This window comes from Kribbella sp. NPDC023972, from assembly GCF_040639075.1.
GTDB lineage: Bacteria > Actinomycetota > Actinomycetes > Propionibacteriales > Kribbellaceae > Kribbella.
The window spans coordinates 92,258-108,723 of sequence record NZ_JBEZZH010000013.1 but is presented as its reverse complement, the minus strand read 5'-3'; the positions used below and the strand labels follow the sequence as shown (position 1 = coordinate 108,723).

15 protein-coding genes are annotated in these 16,466 nt (G+C 69.2%); 5 read left to right on the top strand and 10 right to left on the bottom strand.

Annotation, left to right across the window (positions count from 1 at the left end):
• Positions 1-68 precede the first annotated feature (68 nt).
• Both AB0F43_RS34855 and AB0F43_RS34850 read right to left on the bottom strand, forming a co-directional pair.
• Entirely contained in the window at positions 69-1,805 is a 1,737-nt protein-coding gene (locus tag AB0F43_RS34855) for an ABC transporter ATP-binding protein (protein WP_360486975.1), read from the bottom strand.
• Positions 1,802-3,523 (bottom strand): ABC transporter ATP-binding protein, encoded by a 1,722-nt coding sequence (locus AB0F43_RS34850; protein ID WP_360486972.1) that lies wholly within the window; start codon positions 3,521-3,523, stop codon positions 1,802-1,804. The genes AB0F43_RS34855 and AB0F43_RS34850 overlap by 4 nt, the downstream gene beginning before the upstream one ends.
• Before the next feature lie 178 nt (positions 3,524-3,701).
• Here AB0F43_RS34850 and AB0F43_RS34845 point away from each other — a divergent pair, with 178 nt between their 5' ends.
• Positions 3,702-4,667 carry a glycerophosphodiester phosphodiesterase gene (locus tag AB0F43_RS34845; RefSeq protein WP_360486969.1) on the top strand — a complete coding sequence of 322 codons (966 nt, stop codon included), beginning with the start codon at positions 3,702-3,704 and terminating at the stop codon, positions 4,665-4,667.
• Here AB0F43_RS34845 and AB0F43_RS34840 read toward each other — a convergent pair.
• Both AB0F43_RS34840 and AB0F43_RS34835 read right to left on the bottom strand, forming a co-directional pair.
• A complete protein-coding gene (locus tag AB0F43_RS34840; RefSeq protein ID WP_360486966.1) occupies positions 4,609-5,328 on the bottom strand; it encodes a M48 family metallopeptidase in 720 nt (239 codons plus the stop codon). The two genes, AB0F43_RS34845 and AB0F43_RS34840, sit on opposite strands and share 59 nt — an antisense overlap.
• A gap of 16 nt (positions 5,329-5,344) precedes the next feature.
• Entirely contained in the window at positions 5,345-5,677 is a 333-nt protein-coding gene (locus tag AB0F43_RS34835; protein WP_360486963.1) for a PspC domain-containing protein, read from the bottom strand.
• A 162-nt stretch (positions 5,678-5,839) separates the two neighbouring features.
• On the opposite strand from AB0F43_RS34835, the gene AB0F43_RS34830 reads away from it, so the two are divergent.
• Entirely contained in the window at positions 5,840-6,175 is a 336-nt protein-coding gene (locus AB0F43_RS34830; RefSeq protein ID WP_360486960.1) for an MmcQ/YjbR family DNA-binding protein, read from the top strand.
• Positions 6,176-6,216: 41 nt separating this feature from the next.
• Here the strand turns inward: AB0F43_RS34830 and AB0F43_RS34825 are convergent, their stop codons facing one another.
• Entirely contained in the window at positions 6,217-6,780 is a 564-nt protein-coding gene (locus AB0F43_RS34825; RefSeq protein WP_360486957.1) for a GNAT family N-acetyltransferase, read from the bottom strand.
• A gap of 233 nt (positions 6,781-7,013) precedes the next feature.
• Here AB0F43_RS34825 and groL point away from each other — a divergent pair, with 233 nt between their 5' ends.
• On the top strand, positions 7,014-8,639 hold the full coding sequence (gene groL, locus AB0F43_RS34820) for a chaperonin GroEL (RefSeq protein WP_360486954.1): 1,626 nt from the start codon (positions 7,014-7,016) through the stop codon (positions 8,637-8,639).
• A gap of 1,103 nt (positions 8,640-9,742) precedes the next feature.
• Here groL and AB0F43_RS34815 read toward each other — a convergent pair.
• Complete coding sequence (locus AB0F43_RS34815; protein ID WP_360486951.1) at positions 9,743-10,252, bottom strand: putative immunity protein; 510 nt, start codon at positions 10,250-10,252, stop codon at positions 9,743-9,745.
• A gap of 83 nt (positions 10,253-10,335) precedes the next feature.
• Positions 10,336-11,322: a glycoside hydrolase family 6 protein gene (locus tag AB0F43_RS34810; protein WP_360486948.1), complete on the bottom strand. Its 987-nt coding sequence runs from the start codon at positions 11,320-11,322 to the stop codon at positions 10,336-10,338.
• A 388-nt stretch (positions 11,323-11,710) separates the two neighbouring features.
• Here AB0F43_RS34810 and AB0F43_RS34805 point away from each other — a divergent pair, with 388 nt between their 5' ends.
• Positions 11,711-12,649: a GNAT family N-acetyltransferase gene (locus AB0F43_RS34805; RefSeq protein WP_360486945.1), complete on the top strand. Its 939-nt coding sequence runs from the start codon at positions 11,711-11,713 to the stop codon at positions 12,647-12,649.
• Positions 12,650-12,772: 123 nt separating this feature from the next.
• The gene (locus AB0F43_RS34800) at positions 12,773-13,225 is read left to right on the top strand and encodes a hypothetical protein (protein ID WP_360486942.1); all 453 of its coding nucleotides are present in this window, start codon (positions 12,773-12,775) and stop codon (positions 13,223-13,225) included.
• Here the strand turns inward: AB0F43_RS34800 and AB0F43_RS34795 are convergent, their stop codons facing one another.
• Genes AB0F43_RS34795 through AB0F43_RS34785 form a run of 3 tightly spaced genes read right to left on the bottom strand, consistent with a single transcriptional unit; the run spans position 13,226 to position 16,456 of the window.
• Positions 13,226-14,416 (bottom strand): epoxide hydrolase family protein, encoded by a 1,191-nt coding sequence (locus AB0F43_RS34795; RefSeq protein ID WP_360486939.1) that lies wholly within the window; start codon positions 14,414-14,416, stop codon positions 13,226-13,228. It abuts the gene before it with no gap.
• Between the two features lie 46 nt (positions 14,417-14,462).
• Positions 14,463-15,182 (bottom strand): FHA domain-containing protein, encoded by a 720-nt coding sequence (locus AB0F43_RS34790; protein ID WP_360486936.1) that lies wholly within the window; start codon positions 15,180-15,182, stop codon positions 14,463-14,465.
• Positions 15,179-16,456, bottom strand: a complete 1,278-nt coding sequence (locus tag AB0F43_RS34785; RefSeq protein ID WP_360486933.1) for a VWA domain-containing protein — start codon at positions 16,454-16,456, stop codon at positions 15,179-15,181. The genes AB0F43_RS34790 and AB0F43_RS34785 overlap by 4 nt, the downstream gene beginning before the upstream one ends.
• Positions 16,457-16,466: the final 10 nt, after the last annotated feature.

The window sequence follows — 16,466 nt, the reverse complement described above, 5'->3', positions numbered from 1 at the left end:
CAGGTGCTCGGTGCGGCGAGATGCCGTGCCGAGTGCCGCGCAGTAGGCGAGGAATTGCCAGACACGGCCTAGCCGTGCCAGCTGTTCCAGAGGGCGGCGTAGGAGCCTTGGCGGGCGACCAGTTCGTCGTGGCTGCCCAACTCGGTGATGCGGCCGTCCTCCACCACCGCGACGCGGTCGGCGTCGTGCGCGGTGTAGAGGCGGTGGGCGATCGCGATCACCGTCCGGCCTTCCAGTACGGCGGCCAGCGAACGCTCCATGTGGCGCGCCGCGCGCGGGTCGATGAGCGACGTCGCCTCGTCCAGCACCAGCGTGTGCGGGTCGGCCAGCACCAGACGCGCCAGCGCCAATTGCTGCGCCTGCGCCGGCGACAACCCCAGCTGCCCGGAGCCGACGCGCGTATCCAGGCCATCCGGCAATGCCTCGGCCCACTCGCGTGCGTCGACCGCCGCGAGCGCCTCCAGCAGCTCCTGGTCGGAGGCGTCCGGCCGAGCCATCGACAGGTTGTCCCGCAAGGTGCCGACGAACACGTGGTGCTCCTGTGTCACCAGCGCAACCTGCTTGCGCAGCTCGTCCAGCGGCAGGTCGGTCATCCCGACCCCGCCGACCGTCACCGAACCCGTGCGTGGCGGATGGATCCCAGCGACCAGCCGCCCCAGCGTCGACTTGCCCGCGCCGGACGGCCCGACCATCGCGACCCGCTCACCCGGCTCGATGGTCAGATCCACCCCGTGCAGCACGTCGCGGCCGTCGACGTACGAGAACCGCACGTCCCGCGCCTCGACCAGCTCACCGTCCGGTGACCGCCCGGACGGCGTCCGATCGTCCTGTACGTCGCTGATGCCGAGCAGTCGCGCGAATGCGGCACCACCGGACTGCAGCTCGTCCAGCCAGGAGAGCAGCCGGTCGACCGGATCGATCAACTGGTTGACGTACAGCACGGCGGCCGTGACCGCGCCCAGCGAGACGTGCCCGTTGATGTGCAGCCAGCCGCCGAACACCAGCGTCCCCACCACCGGCACGAGGTATCCGACCTCGGCCACCGGGAAGTAGATGGTCCGGAGGAACAGCGTGTACCGCTCGGCCAGGTAGGACCCGCGGATATCGGCGTCGGTACGCCGGACGCGCTCGTCGTACCGCCGGAGGGCCTCGACCGTCCGGGCACCCTCGACCGTCTCGGCCAGCGAGCTCGTCATCTGTGCGTACGCCGCGTTCTCGCGCAGGTAACCGTCCTTCGCGCGGCGCAGGTACCACTTGGTGCTCAGCCAGAGCAGCGGCGTCATCGCGAGTAGCGGCACCAGCACCCAGACGCCGACGAGCAGCGTGGCGCCGACCGTGAACAGCACCGTGACGAACGCGATGATCGTCTCCGGTACGGCGAACCGCACAGTCCGCGACAGCGTGTCGACGTCACGCGACGTGCGGGACAACAGGTCGCCGGTGCCGGCCCGCTCGACGGTGCCGATCGGCAGCGCGAGCGCGTTGTCGACGAAGTCCTCGCGCACCTCGGCCAGCACCTGCTCACCGAGGGCGAACGACCTGAACCGGGCCCACCGCGTCAGCAGCGACTGGGCCACAATGAACACCGCGATCACCAGGATCACCTGGTTGACCTTGGCAACGGTCGTGCCGTGCTGTACGTCCTCGACCAGGCCGCCGATCAGTCGCGGCGCGGCCAGGCCGGTGATCGCGGCCAGGCCGTGCAGCAGCAACGCCACCAGCAGTGCGCGCGGATGCCGCCGCGCCAGCCGTCGCGCGTGCCGACGGATCTCGGTTGGGCCCGCGACGGGCAGGATCTGCCTCATGTCAGGGCCTCCTCCTCTTCCGTCTGGCGGGTGACTGTTCGGCGGTAGTGCGGGTCGGTCTCGAGCAGCGTGCGGTGCTTGCCGGTGGCAACCACTCGGCCGGCCGCGACGAAGATCACCTCGTCGACCCGGTCCAGCAGCAGCGGGCTCGCGGTCAGTACGACGGTGGTCCGCCCGGCCCGGTGGGCACGCAACCGGTCCGCGATCCGCGCCTCGGTGTGCGCGTCGACCGCGGACGTCGGCTCGACCAGCACGAGCACAGCCGGGTCGGCCAGCAGCGCCCGGACCAGCACCAGCCGCTGCCGCTGCCCGCCCGAGAACGATCGGCCCTTCTCCTCGACCTCGGAGTCGAGCCCGTCGGTCAGCGCGACCAGCACGTCCTCGGCGGACGCCGTACGCATCGCTGCCATCAGTTCGTCGTCGGTCCGGCGGTTGTCCGGGTCGAGCTCCTGGCGCAGGGTGCCGGTGAACAACTGGGCACCGGTGTCGCTCACCAGGATCCGTGCCCGGATGTCCGCACGACTGGCGCTGGCCAGGGTCACTCCGCCGTACCGCACCTCGCTGGTGTCGTCGTACCGACCCAGGCGGTCGGCCAGCTCGTTGTAGGTGTCCGGCTCGGCCGAGACGATCGCAGTGAGCTGTCCGTCGCGGGCGCGAATGCCGGAGACCGGGTCGACGAGGTCACCGCCGACAGGCAGCCGCACAGGGTTCGCCGGGTCGGCGATGTCGGGCGTCAAGGAAAGCACGCGGACCACCCGGCGGGCCGCCACCAGGCCGCGCATCAACTGGTTGGCGAACTCGGTCGCCGTGCGCAGCGGCAGCACAAGGAACGTCGCGTATCCGTAGAAGGCGACGAGTGAACCGGCGCTGAGGTCACCGCGCAGTGCGAAATGAGCACCGATGCCGACGACGAGGACGACGAAGACGCCAGGCAACAGCACCTGGGCGGCGTCGAGCACGGATTGGATCCGCGCGACCCGAACCCCGGCCTGCCGAACCTGCTGCGACTCACGACGGTACCGGCGGGAGAAGGACTCTTCACCGCCGATGCCGCGCAGCACGCGCAGACCGGCCACGATGTCGGAGCCGAGCGAGTTCAGCTCGCCGACCGCTTCGCGCTGCGCGAACTGCCGCCGGTGCAGTGGCCGCAGCATCGGGCCGAGGCAGAACAGCATCACCGGGACGCCGATCAGCACCACCAGGCCGAGCGTGGTCGAGGTGGAGAGCAGGATCGAGGCGACCACGACGAAGGCCATGATCGCGCCGGTGAACCGGGCCGAGATCTCCATCAGGTTGCCGATGTAGGCCAGGTCGCCGGCGCCGACGCTGACCACCTCGCCGGTGGCCAGGTGCTTCGGCAGGGTCGCGCCGAGGTCGGCCGACTTCCGGGTCACCACCTGCACCGTGCGGTAGGCGGCGGTCAGCCAGTTCGTCACCGCGAACCGGTGCCGCATGATTCCGGCGAGCGCCTGCACCACACCGACCGCGAACAGCACCGCGGTCCACTCCAGCAGCCGGTCGCCGTCGCGCGCCGCGATGCCCTCGTCGATCGCCTTGCCCAGGATCGCCGGGATGAACGCCTGCGCGCCCATCCACAGGATGCCGAACGCCATCCCGCCGGCGAGCGTGCGCGACTGACCGCGGGCGACCCAGAGCAGATAACGGGCCGGAGAGCGGTGATCGGCGACGCCGGGATCGGCGAGAGGAAGTTGTCTCATGGCTCCTTCAGGCTAGGTGTGGCCATCGACAGTCCGCATGCGAATTAATCGCGTCTGGCCGGCGCCGGCTGGTGGCGGGTGCGTGGCGCCGCGGTGTCTGCCCGCTCATCAAAAGAGCTTCACCTTGCGTTGGGCGACGAGTTCCCGCCGCGCCATGTCCGCCGCCTGTGCTGGGATCATGCTGGTGATCGCGCATCGGGGAGCGAGTGGCTACCGCCCGGAACACACGCCGGCGGCGTACCGCCTGGCCGTGGCCCAAGGGGCCGACTACCTGGAACCGGACCTGGTCGCCACGCTCGACGGCGTCCTGGTCTGCCGGCACGAGAACGAGATCTCCGGTACGACGGACGTCGCGGACCACCCGGTCTTCGCGGACCGGAAGATCACCAAGATCGTCGACGGGACCGCGGTGACCGGCTGGTTCGTCGAGGACTTCACCTACGCCGAGCTGCGCAGCCTGCGGGCGCGGGAGCGGATGCCCGGCCTGCGCGCGGGCAACACGGCGTACGACGGGATGGAGACGATCCCCACCTTCGACGAGGTGGTGGCGCTGGCCCGGCAGGAGTCGCTCCGGCTCGGGCGGCCGATCGGCGTACTGCCCGAGATCAAGCATCCCGCGTACTTCCGCCGGGTCGGGCTGCCGCTGGAGGAACTGCTGACCGAGCGGATCCTGACGCTGGGGCTGCGCGGCGACGAGATCATGGTGCAGTCGTTCGAGCCGACCAGTCTGCGCCGGCTGTCGGTGATGACGCGGGTGCCGCTGGTCCAGCTGGTGGACTCCCGGAGCGCGCCGAACGACTTCCTGCGGACCGGCGACGGCCGCACCTTCGCGGACCTGATCGAGCCGGCCGGCCTGCGCGAGGTCTCGACGTACGCCCAGGTGCTGGCGCCGCACAAGGACCTGGTCATTCCCCGCCTGCCCGACGGCTCACTGGGCGAGCCGACCCGCCTGGTCGACCAAGCCCACCACGCCGGCCTCGCCGTCCAGGTCTGGACCTTCCGCGCCGAACGCCGCTTCCTGCCCACCGGCACCGACTTCCCCAGCGAACTCTCCCGCTTCGCCACCTTGGGCATCGAGGGCGTCTTCACCGACCACCCCGACCAGACCACCGCAGCAGTCCGCAAGACCGCTCTGACGGTCTAGGCCAGCCGTACCCACGAACCAGCCCACCGACCGTGCCGTTGACCACCTGGGTGATGAAGCCGACGGAGGTCGCGTGCGGGTTGACGTCGTAGCTGAGGTCCTGCCGATACCGATCCAGCGGCTGCTCCGAGAACGTCAGGCTCAGCTCGCCGAGGATCGACTGCGCTCCACCGATCACCCAGCCGTGCCGGGCGTCACCGTTCCGGCCATGCCCGAGCTCGTGCGCCAGGATCGCGACCTGTTCCTGGGGACTCAGGCCGGCCCACAGCGGCAGACCGATGCCGATCACGGGCCTGAAGCGCCAGCCAGCTCGGGCGAACCACAGGTTGGGCTCGGTGTCGACGACGACGGCCGGGATCGTTGGTGTGCCGACGGCGGCGGCGATGCGGTCCAGTACGCCGTACAGGACGGGTGCCTGCTCACGTGTGACCAACTGTGCGTCGGAAGGCAGCTTGTGAGCGCGTGGGCGGAAGAGGAGGACTACGCCAAAGGCGACCAGCGCCAGCGGGGCGCTGAGCCAGAGAGGTCTGTAGTAGAGCAAGAGTGCGATGCCCGCCGCCAGCGCGAGCAAGGGCGCCAGTAGGAGGATCGCGGAGAGCAGGTAAGCGGCGACGCGGGCCAGCCCCGGGCAGCAGGGTGAGGGCTCGTGGGAGCGGGTCACCCTGCTGCTGCGTCGGTCACGCCGCCGGGGGCTTGTTGTTGGTGTCGTCGTAGATGCGGGAGGCGATGTCGGCCTCGGGGGTCGAGGGCTGGTTCACCGACTGCTGGACGTTCTGCCAGACGGCCTTGCCGTCGGACTCCGGGATCACGATCCAGGCGACCACGTAGCCGATCAGGGCGGTGCCGCCGGTGAGCAGGGTGAGACCGACGATGCCGAGGCGGACCAGGGTCACGTCGATGTTCAGGTACTCCGCGATGCCGCCGGAGACACCCGTGAGCATCCGCTGGTCGCGGGAACGACGGAGGACCTTGCCGGACAGGTTGGAGAACGGTGCGTTGGAGTTCGTCATGTCTCTACTGTCCTGCCTGCGGGGCTCTCACCACATCAGGATCGGTACCGACCCACCCCTGATCCGACCCCTGGATCCCTGATCCCGGGACCCGTACGACTTTCGGCAGGATTCGCCCGGCCGGGGTCGAGGATTGTCGGTGGCGCCGCCTACGGTCGGGGGATGGACGTCGACGTACTGACGAAGGTCGTGCTCGGGCTGCCGGGGGTGGAGGAACACGAGGGCTGGGCGGGGCAGCCGGTCTTCAAGGTGCGGAACAAAAGCTTCGCGTACCTGTCGGCGGACGAGACCAGGCTGCTGCTCAAGTCGCTGCGGGAGGAGCAGGAGGCGTTGGTGGCCGAGGACCCGGAGGTGTTCTCACCGTCCTGGGCGTCCGGCCGTTTCGCCTGGCTCGACGTCGACATCGCCGCGGCCGACGACGAGGAGCTCCGCGAGCTCGTCACCGAGGCCTGGCGCCTGACCGCCCCGAAGTACCTCATCGCCCGCCTGGACGCTTGATCTGACCCGAGCCTCGTTCCGGTACGGCTCGTCGCGACGGTCTAGCCGAGCTGCTTGCGGACGAGGACCCAGCGGGGGTTGGTCCGGCTGACCTCGGTGAAGCCGGCGCTGAGGAAGACGGAGAGAGGGCCGCGGTAGAGGTCGGCTGAGGACATGCGGTCGGCGATCGAGGTGTCGACCGCGCAGCCCTCCACCGTCTGAGCGCCGTACGACTGGGCGAGGTCGACCGCGCCGAGCGCGAGCTCGCCGGCCAGGCCCTGGCGGCGGTGGCCGACGGGTACGACGAAGCACGTGATCACCCAGGCGTCGGGCTGGTCGGTGCGCCAATTGGGTGAGGCGACCACTCGCGGGTACGACGTACGCGGTGAGACGGCGCACCAGCCGACCGGTGCGCCGTCGTCGTGCGCCAGGACACCGGGCGGAATGTCACCGTGGCAGACCTGGTTACGCAAGGCTCGGCGGTTGCTCTCACGGGTCGCGGTGTCCCACTCCTTCCCGCGCCGACGGAAGTACTGACAGAAGCAGCGCGCCGGGTCGCCGCGCTTGCCCATCACCGCGGCAACGTCGGCCCATGAGTCCGGGCCGGCCGCTCGCACGTCCACCATGGACCTACGGTAGCGAGGGCTGGCTTGCACTCGTTGGGGGCGAGTGCTAATACTTGGTTAGCACTCCACGGGTGAGAGTGATAAGGCTCGTGCCTGCGGAGTGTGACAGAAGACGGCCTCGATGAGGTGCCGGAAGCGTGGCGGGACGTGAGCGCCGCGATGCCGGTGCCGTCCGTCGCGGGCATCCCGGCCGGCTGAACCACAAAGACTCGACGCGGGAGGACTCGCGGAGAATGCCCAAGCTGATTTCTTTCAATGAAGAGGCGCGCCGCGGCCTCGAGCGGGGTATGAACACCCTCGCCGACGCCGTCAAGGTGACGCTTGGCCCGAAGGGCCGCAACGTCGTCCTGGAGAAGAAGTGGGGCGCCCCCACGATCACCAACGACGGTGTCTCCATCGCCAAGGAGATCGAGCTCGAGGACCCGTACGAGAAGATCGGGGCCGAGCTCGTCAAGGAAGTTGCGAAGAAGACCGACGACGTCGCAGGTGACGGCACCACCACCGCCACCGTGCTGGCCCAGGCTCTCGTCCGCGAGGGTCTGCGCAACGTCGCGGCCGGCGCCAACCCGATGAGCCTGAAGAAGGGCATCGAGAAGGCGACCGAGGCGATCAGCGAGCAGCTGCTGTCGCTGGCCAAGCCGGTGGAGACCCGGGAGCAGATCGCGGCGACCGCGTCCATTTCTGCTGCCGACAACCAGGTCGGCCAGATCATCGCCGAGGCGATGGACAAGGTCGGCAAGGAAGGCGTCATCACCGTCGAGGAGAGCAACACCTTCGGCCTCGAGCTCGAGCTCACCGAGGGTATGCGCTTCGACAAGGGCTACATCTCGCCGTACTTCGTGACCGACACCGAGCGGATGGAAGCGGTCCTCGACGACCCGTACATCCTGATCGTGAACAGCAAGATCTCCAGCATCAAGGACCTGGTCCCGGTGCTGGAGAAGGTGATGCAGACCGGCAAGCCGCTGGCCATCATCGCCGAGGACATCGAGGGCGAGGCCCTGGCCACCCTGGTTGTCAACAAGATCAAGGGCACCTTCAAGGCCGTCGCCGTCAAGGCGCCGGGCTTCGGTGATCGCCGCAAGGCCATGCTGGTCGACATCGCCGTCCTCACCGGCGGCGAGGTGATCTCCGAGGAGGTCGGCCTCAAGCTCGACTCCGTCGACCTGGAGCTGCTCGGCCAGGCCCGCAAGATCGTCGTCACCAAGGACGAGACGACCATCGTCGAGGGCGAGGGCGACGCGGACCAGATCGCCGGCCGGGTCAACCAGATCCGCGCCGAGATCGAGAAGTCGGACTCCGACTACGACCGCGAGAAGCTGCAGGAGCGGCTGGCCAAGCTGGCCGGCGGTGTTGCGGTGATCAAGGTCGGCGCGGCCACCGAGGTCGAGCTGAAGGAGCGCAAGCACCGCATCGAGGACGCCGTTCGCAACGCGAAGGCGGCCGTCGAGGAGGGCATCGTCGCCGGTGGTGGCGTGGCTCTGCTGCAGGCGTCCGTGGCGGCGTTCGAGAAGCTGGAGCTCGAGGGTGACGAGGCGACCGGTGCGCAGATCGTGCGTCACGCCGTCGAGGCCCCGCTGAAGCAGATCGCCGTGAACGCCGGCCTCGAGGGCGGCGTCGTGGTGGAGAAGGTCCGCAACCTCGAGAACGGCCACGGCCTGAACGCCGCGACCGGCGAGTACGTCGACCTGATCGCCACCGGCATCATCGACCCGGCCAAGGTGACCCGCTCGGCGCTGCAGAACGCGGCGTCGATCGCGGCCCTGTTCCTCACCACCGAGGCCGTCATCGCCGACAAGCCGGAGAAGGCCGCGGCCGCTCCGGGTGGCGCGCCCGACATGGGCGGCATGGACTTCTGATTCACTGAAGTCCGACAGCACACAGCACCACAAGCGGTCCCGGGCATTTGCCCGGGACCGCTTTCTGTTGGGTGGGGGGGGTTGCGGATGGTTCGGCTGCGCCCAGCCCTGCATGGTGGTCCGGGCAGGTTCAGGGCCGCTCTGTGTTCGGTGGGGTGAGGAAGCTCCGGCGGCACGGGCGGGGCAGGCGGTTCCGGCGGCACGGGCGGGGTAGGCGGTTCCGGCGGTTGGCCGGGACCGTTTGCGTTGGGGAGTCCGACAGCACGGCCAGGCGAGACGGTCAGGCCAACGACCCGGGGGGCACACCGGGGGCCCGATGTGCTGCGGTGCGGTCGGGTGTCGGCCGGGGGGTTGTTCTTGGCTGGCAGGTTCTGTGGTGGCTGACGGGTTGCAGCACGCCAGCGGTGACATAACCCGCCAGGGGGACGCGCCTGCGCCGCTGGCGGGCTTGCGCGGCATATGAACGGTTTCGTCCGCATCCCGGGATCCGAGGCGGGATCAGCGGAGGCTTGAACACCTTCTGGGGACCGGGGACATGTTATGGCCTGTCTCAGGTCCCCAGAAGGTGTTCAAGGCCCGGGTTCTGTCTGGTTGTGACCAGCATGCGGGCAAAATCGCCCACCCATCGAACACCGTCACCGCCTGACTGCGAGTCGGCACCCTGACCGTCGTCGACCTCGGCGCGGATGAGCAGCTCACCGCAGGCCCTCACCGATCCAGGGCCAGCGAATCCGGCGTACCCAGGCCGGCCCACCGTGTCCACGTCGGGGCACGTGACCACTCGGGTGAGCTGCTCCGGCCTAGCTGCGTCCTTCCCTGGTCGTGGTGGCGGGGGTCAAGGGTCGAACTTGTTCGATCCGCGAAGCGGACGCCGAAGGTGCCCTTGACCCACACCACCACGACCGGCATCATCAAGCAGCCGGAGCCGCGCCCCCACAGTCCGCTTTCCGGGAGCACGCATAAGCGCTCGCCTCTACCCGGTGGGGAGTGAGGTCTTGGGCCGCGGTAGTGATCACCTCGTCAAGGGCTGCTCGGGTTGCGTGCTCGTTCGGACCGCCGCCGGCGTCGCGCATGCAGTGGAGCAGCCCGGCGTTGCGCGGAGGTCAGAGGCGGAGGGCGTTGTCGAGGCGGTGGTAGAGGGTGCCTGTGCGGGTGGGGCTTGGGTCGCGGGCAGGCCAGCGACGTACGACTTGGCGAAGGGATGGGGATGCGTGGGCGATGGCCCAGCGGATTTCCTCGTCGCCGGCGGCGGTGTCGGCGGCTGCCAGTTCGCGGGCCTGGGCCATCAGGACCGCCGGACCGAGGATGTGGTTCAGCTGGTGCGGGGACTCCAGGTCGTGGATGTATGGCGCCCCGGCGGCAGCGACCGCGGCACGGGCAGCGGCTTTGGCTGCCGGGTCGCCGACCTCGCCGGCGGCTTTCTGAGCCGCCCAGGCACACGATCGCAACTGGGCTGTCCGCCGGCCACCGCGAGCGTAGGCGCGGGCCGCTTCGATCGCGTCGCGGGGACGGGTGTCAGCGGGTGCCTTCGCCTCGAACAGCGGCAGCACCCGCTCCGCACATTCGGCGGCCCACGAAGTGACAAGACGACGGTCTTCATCGGTCAGCTTCACGAGCCTCAATCGTATCGTTGAAGCATCCGATGAAGACTTCTACAGCACGGCCAGGCAGCCAGTGCTGAAGAAGTCTCAAATCGTCACGTGCCGGAGATAAGCCGCTTGGCGAGCGTGGCCGAGAAGGTGCCGGCCGGGATGCCCTTGCCGATGCCGCAGTCGCCGTCGGAGTCGCCGGGGACCTTGAGCCAGAGCAGCATGTCCGCGCCACCGCCGACCTGGGAGGTGACGCCGAGCTTGCGGCCGGGCGGGTTGCACCACTCGCCGTTCGAGCCCTTGCCGTTGCGGCTGGTGTCGACGACGAACTGGCTGCTGCCGCCGAGGGCACTCTTGATCGCGTTGCCCTTCGTCACCGACTGCTGGGTGGTGTAGTAGTTCGAGGTGTTCAGCGCGAAGCCGCGGATCTTGCCGACGTCGACCAGTCGCAGCCGCCGCGCCATCTCACCGGCCGCGATCCAGTTGTAGTTGCCGCCGTCCATGTAGGCCCAGGTGTTCGGGTTCTTGCTCGCAAACTGGTTGACGGCGTACTTCAGCAGGTCGATCCGCACCTGCCGCTGGTTCTCAGGCATGCAATCAAGCTGGGCCAGCGCGTCCGGCTCGATCACGACCACGGCCGGCCGGTTGCCGATCCCGTCGGCGAACTTGGCGATCCAGTCCCGGTACGCCGCCGGCGACCCGGCGCCACCACCGGAGTGGCCACCGCAGTCGCGGCCCGGGATGTTGTAGGCGACCAGGATCGGCAGCTTGTTCGCCCGGTCCGCCGCGGTGGTGTACGACGTCACCGCCGCCTTGATGTCGCCGCTCCAGTTGCCGAACCAGCGGCCACCGGCCTTGTCGGCGATCTTGGTCTTGATCTCGGTCTCGCCCGGGTGCTGCTTGACGTACTTGGCCGGGTTCGAGTTCGGGTCGACGTAGAAACCGTTCGTGAGCTGGACCGGGTTGCCGGCGGCCACGGTGGGCGTGCCGTCGGCCGGTCCAGGTTCGGCGGCCAGTCCGGGCATAGGCTGGCCACCGAGAGTGAACAGTCCAACGGTGAGCAGGCCGATTGTGGCCTTGCGCAGGGTGGACATCGAGTAGATCCTTCCGTGAGGGGCGGTAGCGGTCACTCAACGTGTCGACGACGGTACTCCGGGACATTAACCGGTTAGGCGATCGTTTGAAAAGATCTAACTGCGATTGAGTGGGGACTGTAAACTGTTTTCGACCTCGGCGCACAAGGACGAACAGTGGTCGTCAGTTCTCATGGGCGGGCGAGGCTGCCCGGAGGAGGTAGCCCCGGCACATCCCAGCTGTGAATAACCGGTGGACTATGACCCCGTGCAGGCCCTAATGTCTGCGGCGGCGAGAAGGATCCGGAGCGGAAGGAGCGACCGATGAGAACACCGACTTGTTTCCCGGCGCGCCCGACCCGCTCGCACAGCTCGCACTGAGTGGAGCGCGCCTCCTGTTGGAGGATTCGTGAACATCCGCACCACCGTCGAGGCCGACCTCGACACCATCCTTGCCCTGATCGAGCGGCAGTCGGTCAACACCGTCACCCTCGACCGGTACCGTGATTTCGTTGCCGATGGCACCTACCGGCACGACTGGACCTGGGTCGCCGAGGATGACGGCAAGATCCTGGCACTGGCCATCTGGTGGGGGCCGGCCGAGCAGGACCACCCGTTCAGCATCGACGGGCTGTACTACGCCGGCGACGGGGACCCGGTGCCGGTCTGGACGGCGCTGATCGAGCACACCCTGAAGTCACTGCCGGCCGATGTCGAGCCGCCGGAGTACCACTTCTTCCTGGCCAACGACTGGCGTGATCAGCCGGACGTGGTTGCCGAGCTCGAGCCACGCAAGCGTGCGGCGGAGGCGGCCGGGCTGACCGACGTCACCGAGCGGCTGCGCTACGAGTGGAAGCCGGCGTACGGCCTGCCGCCGCGGTCGACTCGGCTGCGTTTCGAGCCCGCCGACGACGAGGCCTTCGTGGACGTCTTCCGCCGGGTCAGCGAAGGCAGTCTGGACGCATCCACCGCGCGCGCCGTCGCCCGGCTCGGAGCCGACGGCGCGGCTCGCGAGGAACTGGAGATGTACCAGTCAATGCCAGGCGACCGGTCCTGGTGGCGGCTCGCGTACGACGCAAGCACAGACGGGAAGCTGGTTGGGTTCGCGATCCCGTCGGCCAACGCGGGTGGTCCGGTGGTCGGGTACCTCGGCGTGCTGTCCGAGTACCGCGGTCACCGGTACAGCGATGACCTGCTGGCCGAGATCACTCACATCCTCGCGGAGACGGGCGCCGAGCAGATCCGGGCGGACACCGACTTCGGCAACGTCCCGATGGCACGCAGCTTCGATCGCCTCGGATACCGGACCTTCGCGGTCCGCCTCGTGCTGCACGTCCCGGCGAGCTGACACCGGCCCTCCGTGCGTCCAACTCGGGCGCGCCGAGGGGGAGACGGCAACGGCTCCGGCCCCTATGCTCCATTGACATGTCAGACAGCTCCGGCGGGTGCCGGGGTCGGGGGAGGACCGGCGATGCGTGACATCGCTCTGATCCTGCATGTCGCGGCGGGTGTGCTCGCGGTCCTGTTCGGCCCGCTGGCGATCGTCCTCACCTTGCGCCGGCGTGGCCTCAACTGGGCCGGTGAGATCTACCACTGGACGATCGCGATCGTCTGCCTGACCGCACTCGTGATGGTCCCGTACGACTGGGGCCGGCTGTGGTTCTTCTGGCCGATCTCGGTCGCGTCGTACCTGTTCGTCTATCTCGGTCAGCGCGCCGCGGAGGCTCCCGGCGGGCTCTGGTACCGCGGGGTGCTGCGCGGGTACGGCGGTGGCTGGATCGCTGTGTGGACAGCGATTCTGGTGGTCAGCGCACCCCGGCAGCCGTGGATGTGGGTGATCCCGATCATCGTCGGCTCCACGATCATCGAGTGGCTGTGCTTCAAGCCGATGCCGGGCTGGACCAAGGTCCAGCCCGGCGCCTAGTCAGCGCAGTGGACCGAAGAACAACCGGAGGTCGGCGGCCAGCAGGTCCGGCACCTCCATCGCGGCGAAATGACCGCCGCGGTCGTACTCGGTCCAGTGACTCATCTTCCCGGCCGGGTCCGCCAGGCTCCTGATCGCCATCTCGGCGCCGAACACCGCGACCCCGGTCGGCGGGCCGGTCACGTCGCCCCATCCCTCGGAACCACCTTCGGCCTGCTGAGCGGCGTACGCCTTCCAGGCCTGCATCCCCTCGTACACCGCATGTGCCGATGACGCGCCCGACCCGGTGAACCAGTAAAGGCTCACGTTGGTCAGCAGTTGATCGCGGTCGACCGCTTCCTCGGGCAGCTTGTGGATCGGGTCGGTCCATTCGGCGAACTTCTCCACGATCCAGGCCAGCTGCCCGATGGGCGAATCGTTCAGCGAGTACGCCAACGTCTGCGGCCGCGTCGACTGCAGCACCAGGTAGCCGAATCCCTCGTCGAGCAGCGCGTTGAACCGCTCAGCGCGAGCCCGGTCCGATTCCGACAACCCGTCCAGCGGCAGCGGATCCCCGAACGGTGTACCCGCACTCACTCCGGCCAGATGTGCGCCGGCCACGCGAGCCGGATCGACCATCGGCAGCATCCCGGCGACCCCGGACCCCACATCCGTCCCATGGGCGGCGTACCGCTCGTACCCGAGCCGGCTCATCAGCTCCGCCCACATCTGCGCGACCCCGAACAGGTTGAACCCACCCGGCCCGAGCGGCGTCGAGAACCCGTACCCGGGCAACGACGGTACGACGACGTGGAACGCGTCGGCGGCGTCATCGCCGTACGCCACCGGGTCCGTCAGCCGGCCGATCAGCTGCTGGAACTCCACCGGCGACCCCGGCCACCCGTGGGTCAGGATCAGCGGCAACGCGTCCGGCGACGCCGACCGCTGGTGGAAGAAGTGGATCCGCTGCCCGTTGATCTCGGTGACGAACTGCGGGATCTCGTTCAGCGCCGCCTCGGCGGCGCGCCAGTCGTAGCCCTCGGCCCAGTACGCCGCCAGCTCCTTCAGGTAGCCGACCGGAACGCCACGGCTCCAGTCGTCCACCGACGGTGTGGCCGGCCAGCGGGCGCCGGCCAGCCGCATCTTGAGGTCGTCCACCTCCGCCTGCGGAATCTCGATCCGGAAGGGCCTGATGTCTGTGTTCGTCGTCATGCCCTCACGCTAGAAACAATTGCGGCGAGCTTCCTTCCGCGATTGCTCAGGCCTGACCGGCTTTTTCCTCCGGGGTCGCTTTGCGTACGACGAGACGCGTCCAGGCGCCGACGTAGACACGGTCGTCGGCGTTCAGCTCCCGGCGCTGACCCGGGACGATCGGGTCCTCCGGCAGCGGGCCGGACGCCGGAGCGACGTACGTGCCGTTGGAGGACTGCAGATCCTCGACCCACCAGCGGGTGCCGTCGGTGGTGAGCTGAGCCTGGCGGCGGCTGACGCCGGTGTCGTCACCGCAGTCGATCTCCGGATGGATGTTCCGGCTCCGGGACGGACGGCCGATCAGCACACTCTTCTCGGTCAGCGGGATGACCACCGGCAGGCCGGGCGACGGACACGGGTCGTCGCTCTGCTGTACGGCGTACCAGTCGGGGTCGACCCAGCGTTCGACGACCCAGTCGGCGGTCTCGACGGGCGCCGGCGGCACCGGCGGCGGGGTGGCCGACAGGTCGAGTGGCGAAGCCGGTCGCGGCATGGTGCCGGTGGTGAAGTCGTAGCCGCAGCTCTCGCAGAACAAGGCGTCCGCGGTGGCCGGCTCCGAGCAGTTCGGGCAGGTCTGGGTCGCGGGCGCCGGCGGGGGAGCCGCGACCGCCGGTGCCGGGACGGACGCCGCGGCCGGGGTGGCCGCGGCGCCGATCGGCAGGCCGCAGACGTCGCAGTAGTCGGTCGAGACGGACGGATGCCCGCTCGGACAGCTGACTGTCGTCATTTCTTCACCCGGGTGGTCTTGGTGGAGGCCGTGTCGAGTGCCATCTCGTCGGCTTTCTCGACCGTCCGCTTGAGCCGCACCGTACCCGTTTCCTGGTCGTCGATGTCGACCACCTTGCGCAGCCGGGTGGTGGCCTCCTCGTTACCGGTCTGGGCGGCCAGCTGGACCGCGCGGCCGAGCTTGGTGGTCGCGGTCGCGGTGTCGCCGGCGGCCTTCGCGGCCAGGCCTTCCTGGATCGCCTCGGCCAGCTCGGTCTGCCCGGTGTAGTGCGCGACCTCGGGGCTGATCCGCGTGGTCAAGGCCTCGTCCGCCGACCACAGCGCCTTGACCAAGCCCTGGGCGACCACGTCGTCGCCGATCACCAGCTGCACGCGCGCGGCGAGCTGCTCCTGCCCGATCGCCTTGGCGGCCAGGCGAATCGCCACGTGGTAGTCCCGCGACTCGTCACCCCACGAGCCGGTCGGATACGAGCCGGTCAGCGGGTTGACCGCCGTACGACGCGAGGTCAGGTCCTCGACCGTCGGGGCGACCTGGCGAACGAACAGGACCTCCGCGCCCTGGGGCGCCCAGACCCGGAGATCGGCCTGGGCGACACCCCGGCTCATCGCGTTCTGGATCAGCTTGGAGAACTCGGCGGCCAGCTGGTCCGGCGCCGGGATGATGTCGACGGTGCCGAGCAGTGCGGTGGCGATCCGGCGTACCTCGTCGACCTGCCAGGCGACGCCGACACCGCGGCAGTCGCACTGGAACTCGCCGGTGACGGCCTCGATCGTCTGGGTCAGTACCTCGGGCGTCTCGTGCTGGTTCTCGCCGTCGGTGAGCAGGATGGCGTGCTTCTGGGTCAGCGACGGGACGGTCTTGAAGACCCGGGACGCCAGCCGCAGCCAGGTACCCATCGCGGTCCCGCCGTCGGCGTAGAACCGGGACACCGCGTCCTTGGCCTGCTGCCGGGTGAACTGGTCCATCCGCACCATCACCGGCTCCGGGGACGGCGGGAAGGCCAGCTGGGCCCGGTCGTTGCCGGAGATCACCGCGAACCAGACCCCGTCCAGGATCTGGTCGAGCGCGGTCTGCGCGGCGTACGCGGCGGCCCGGACGCCGTCGGCCCCCATCGAGCCGGAGGTGTCGACGATGATGATCTCGCCCGCGTCACCGCTGCCGGACTGCCCGGCCGCACCGGCGCCGCTGCAGTCCACCGTGACGATGGCGTGCACGTCGGTTCCGCCGTCGGGCAGGAACTCGTTCTGGTAGACGGTGGCGGTGAAATCGGCCATCTGTCGTCCT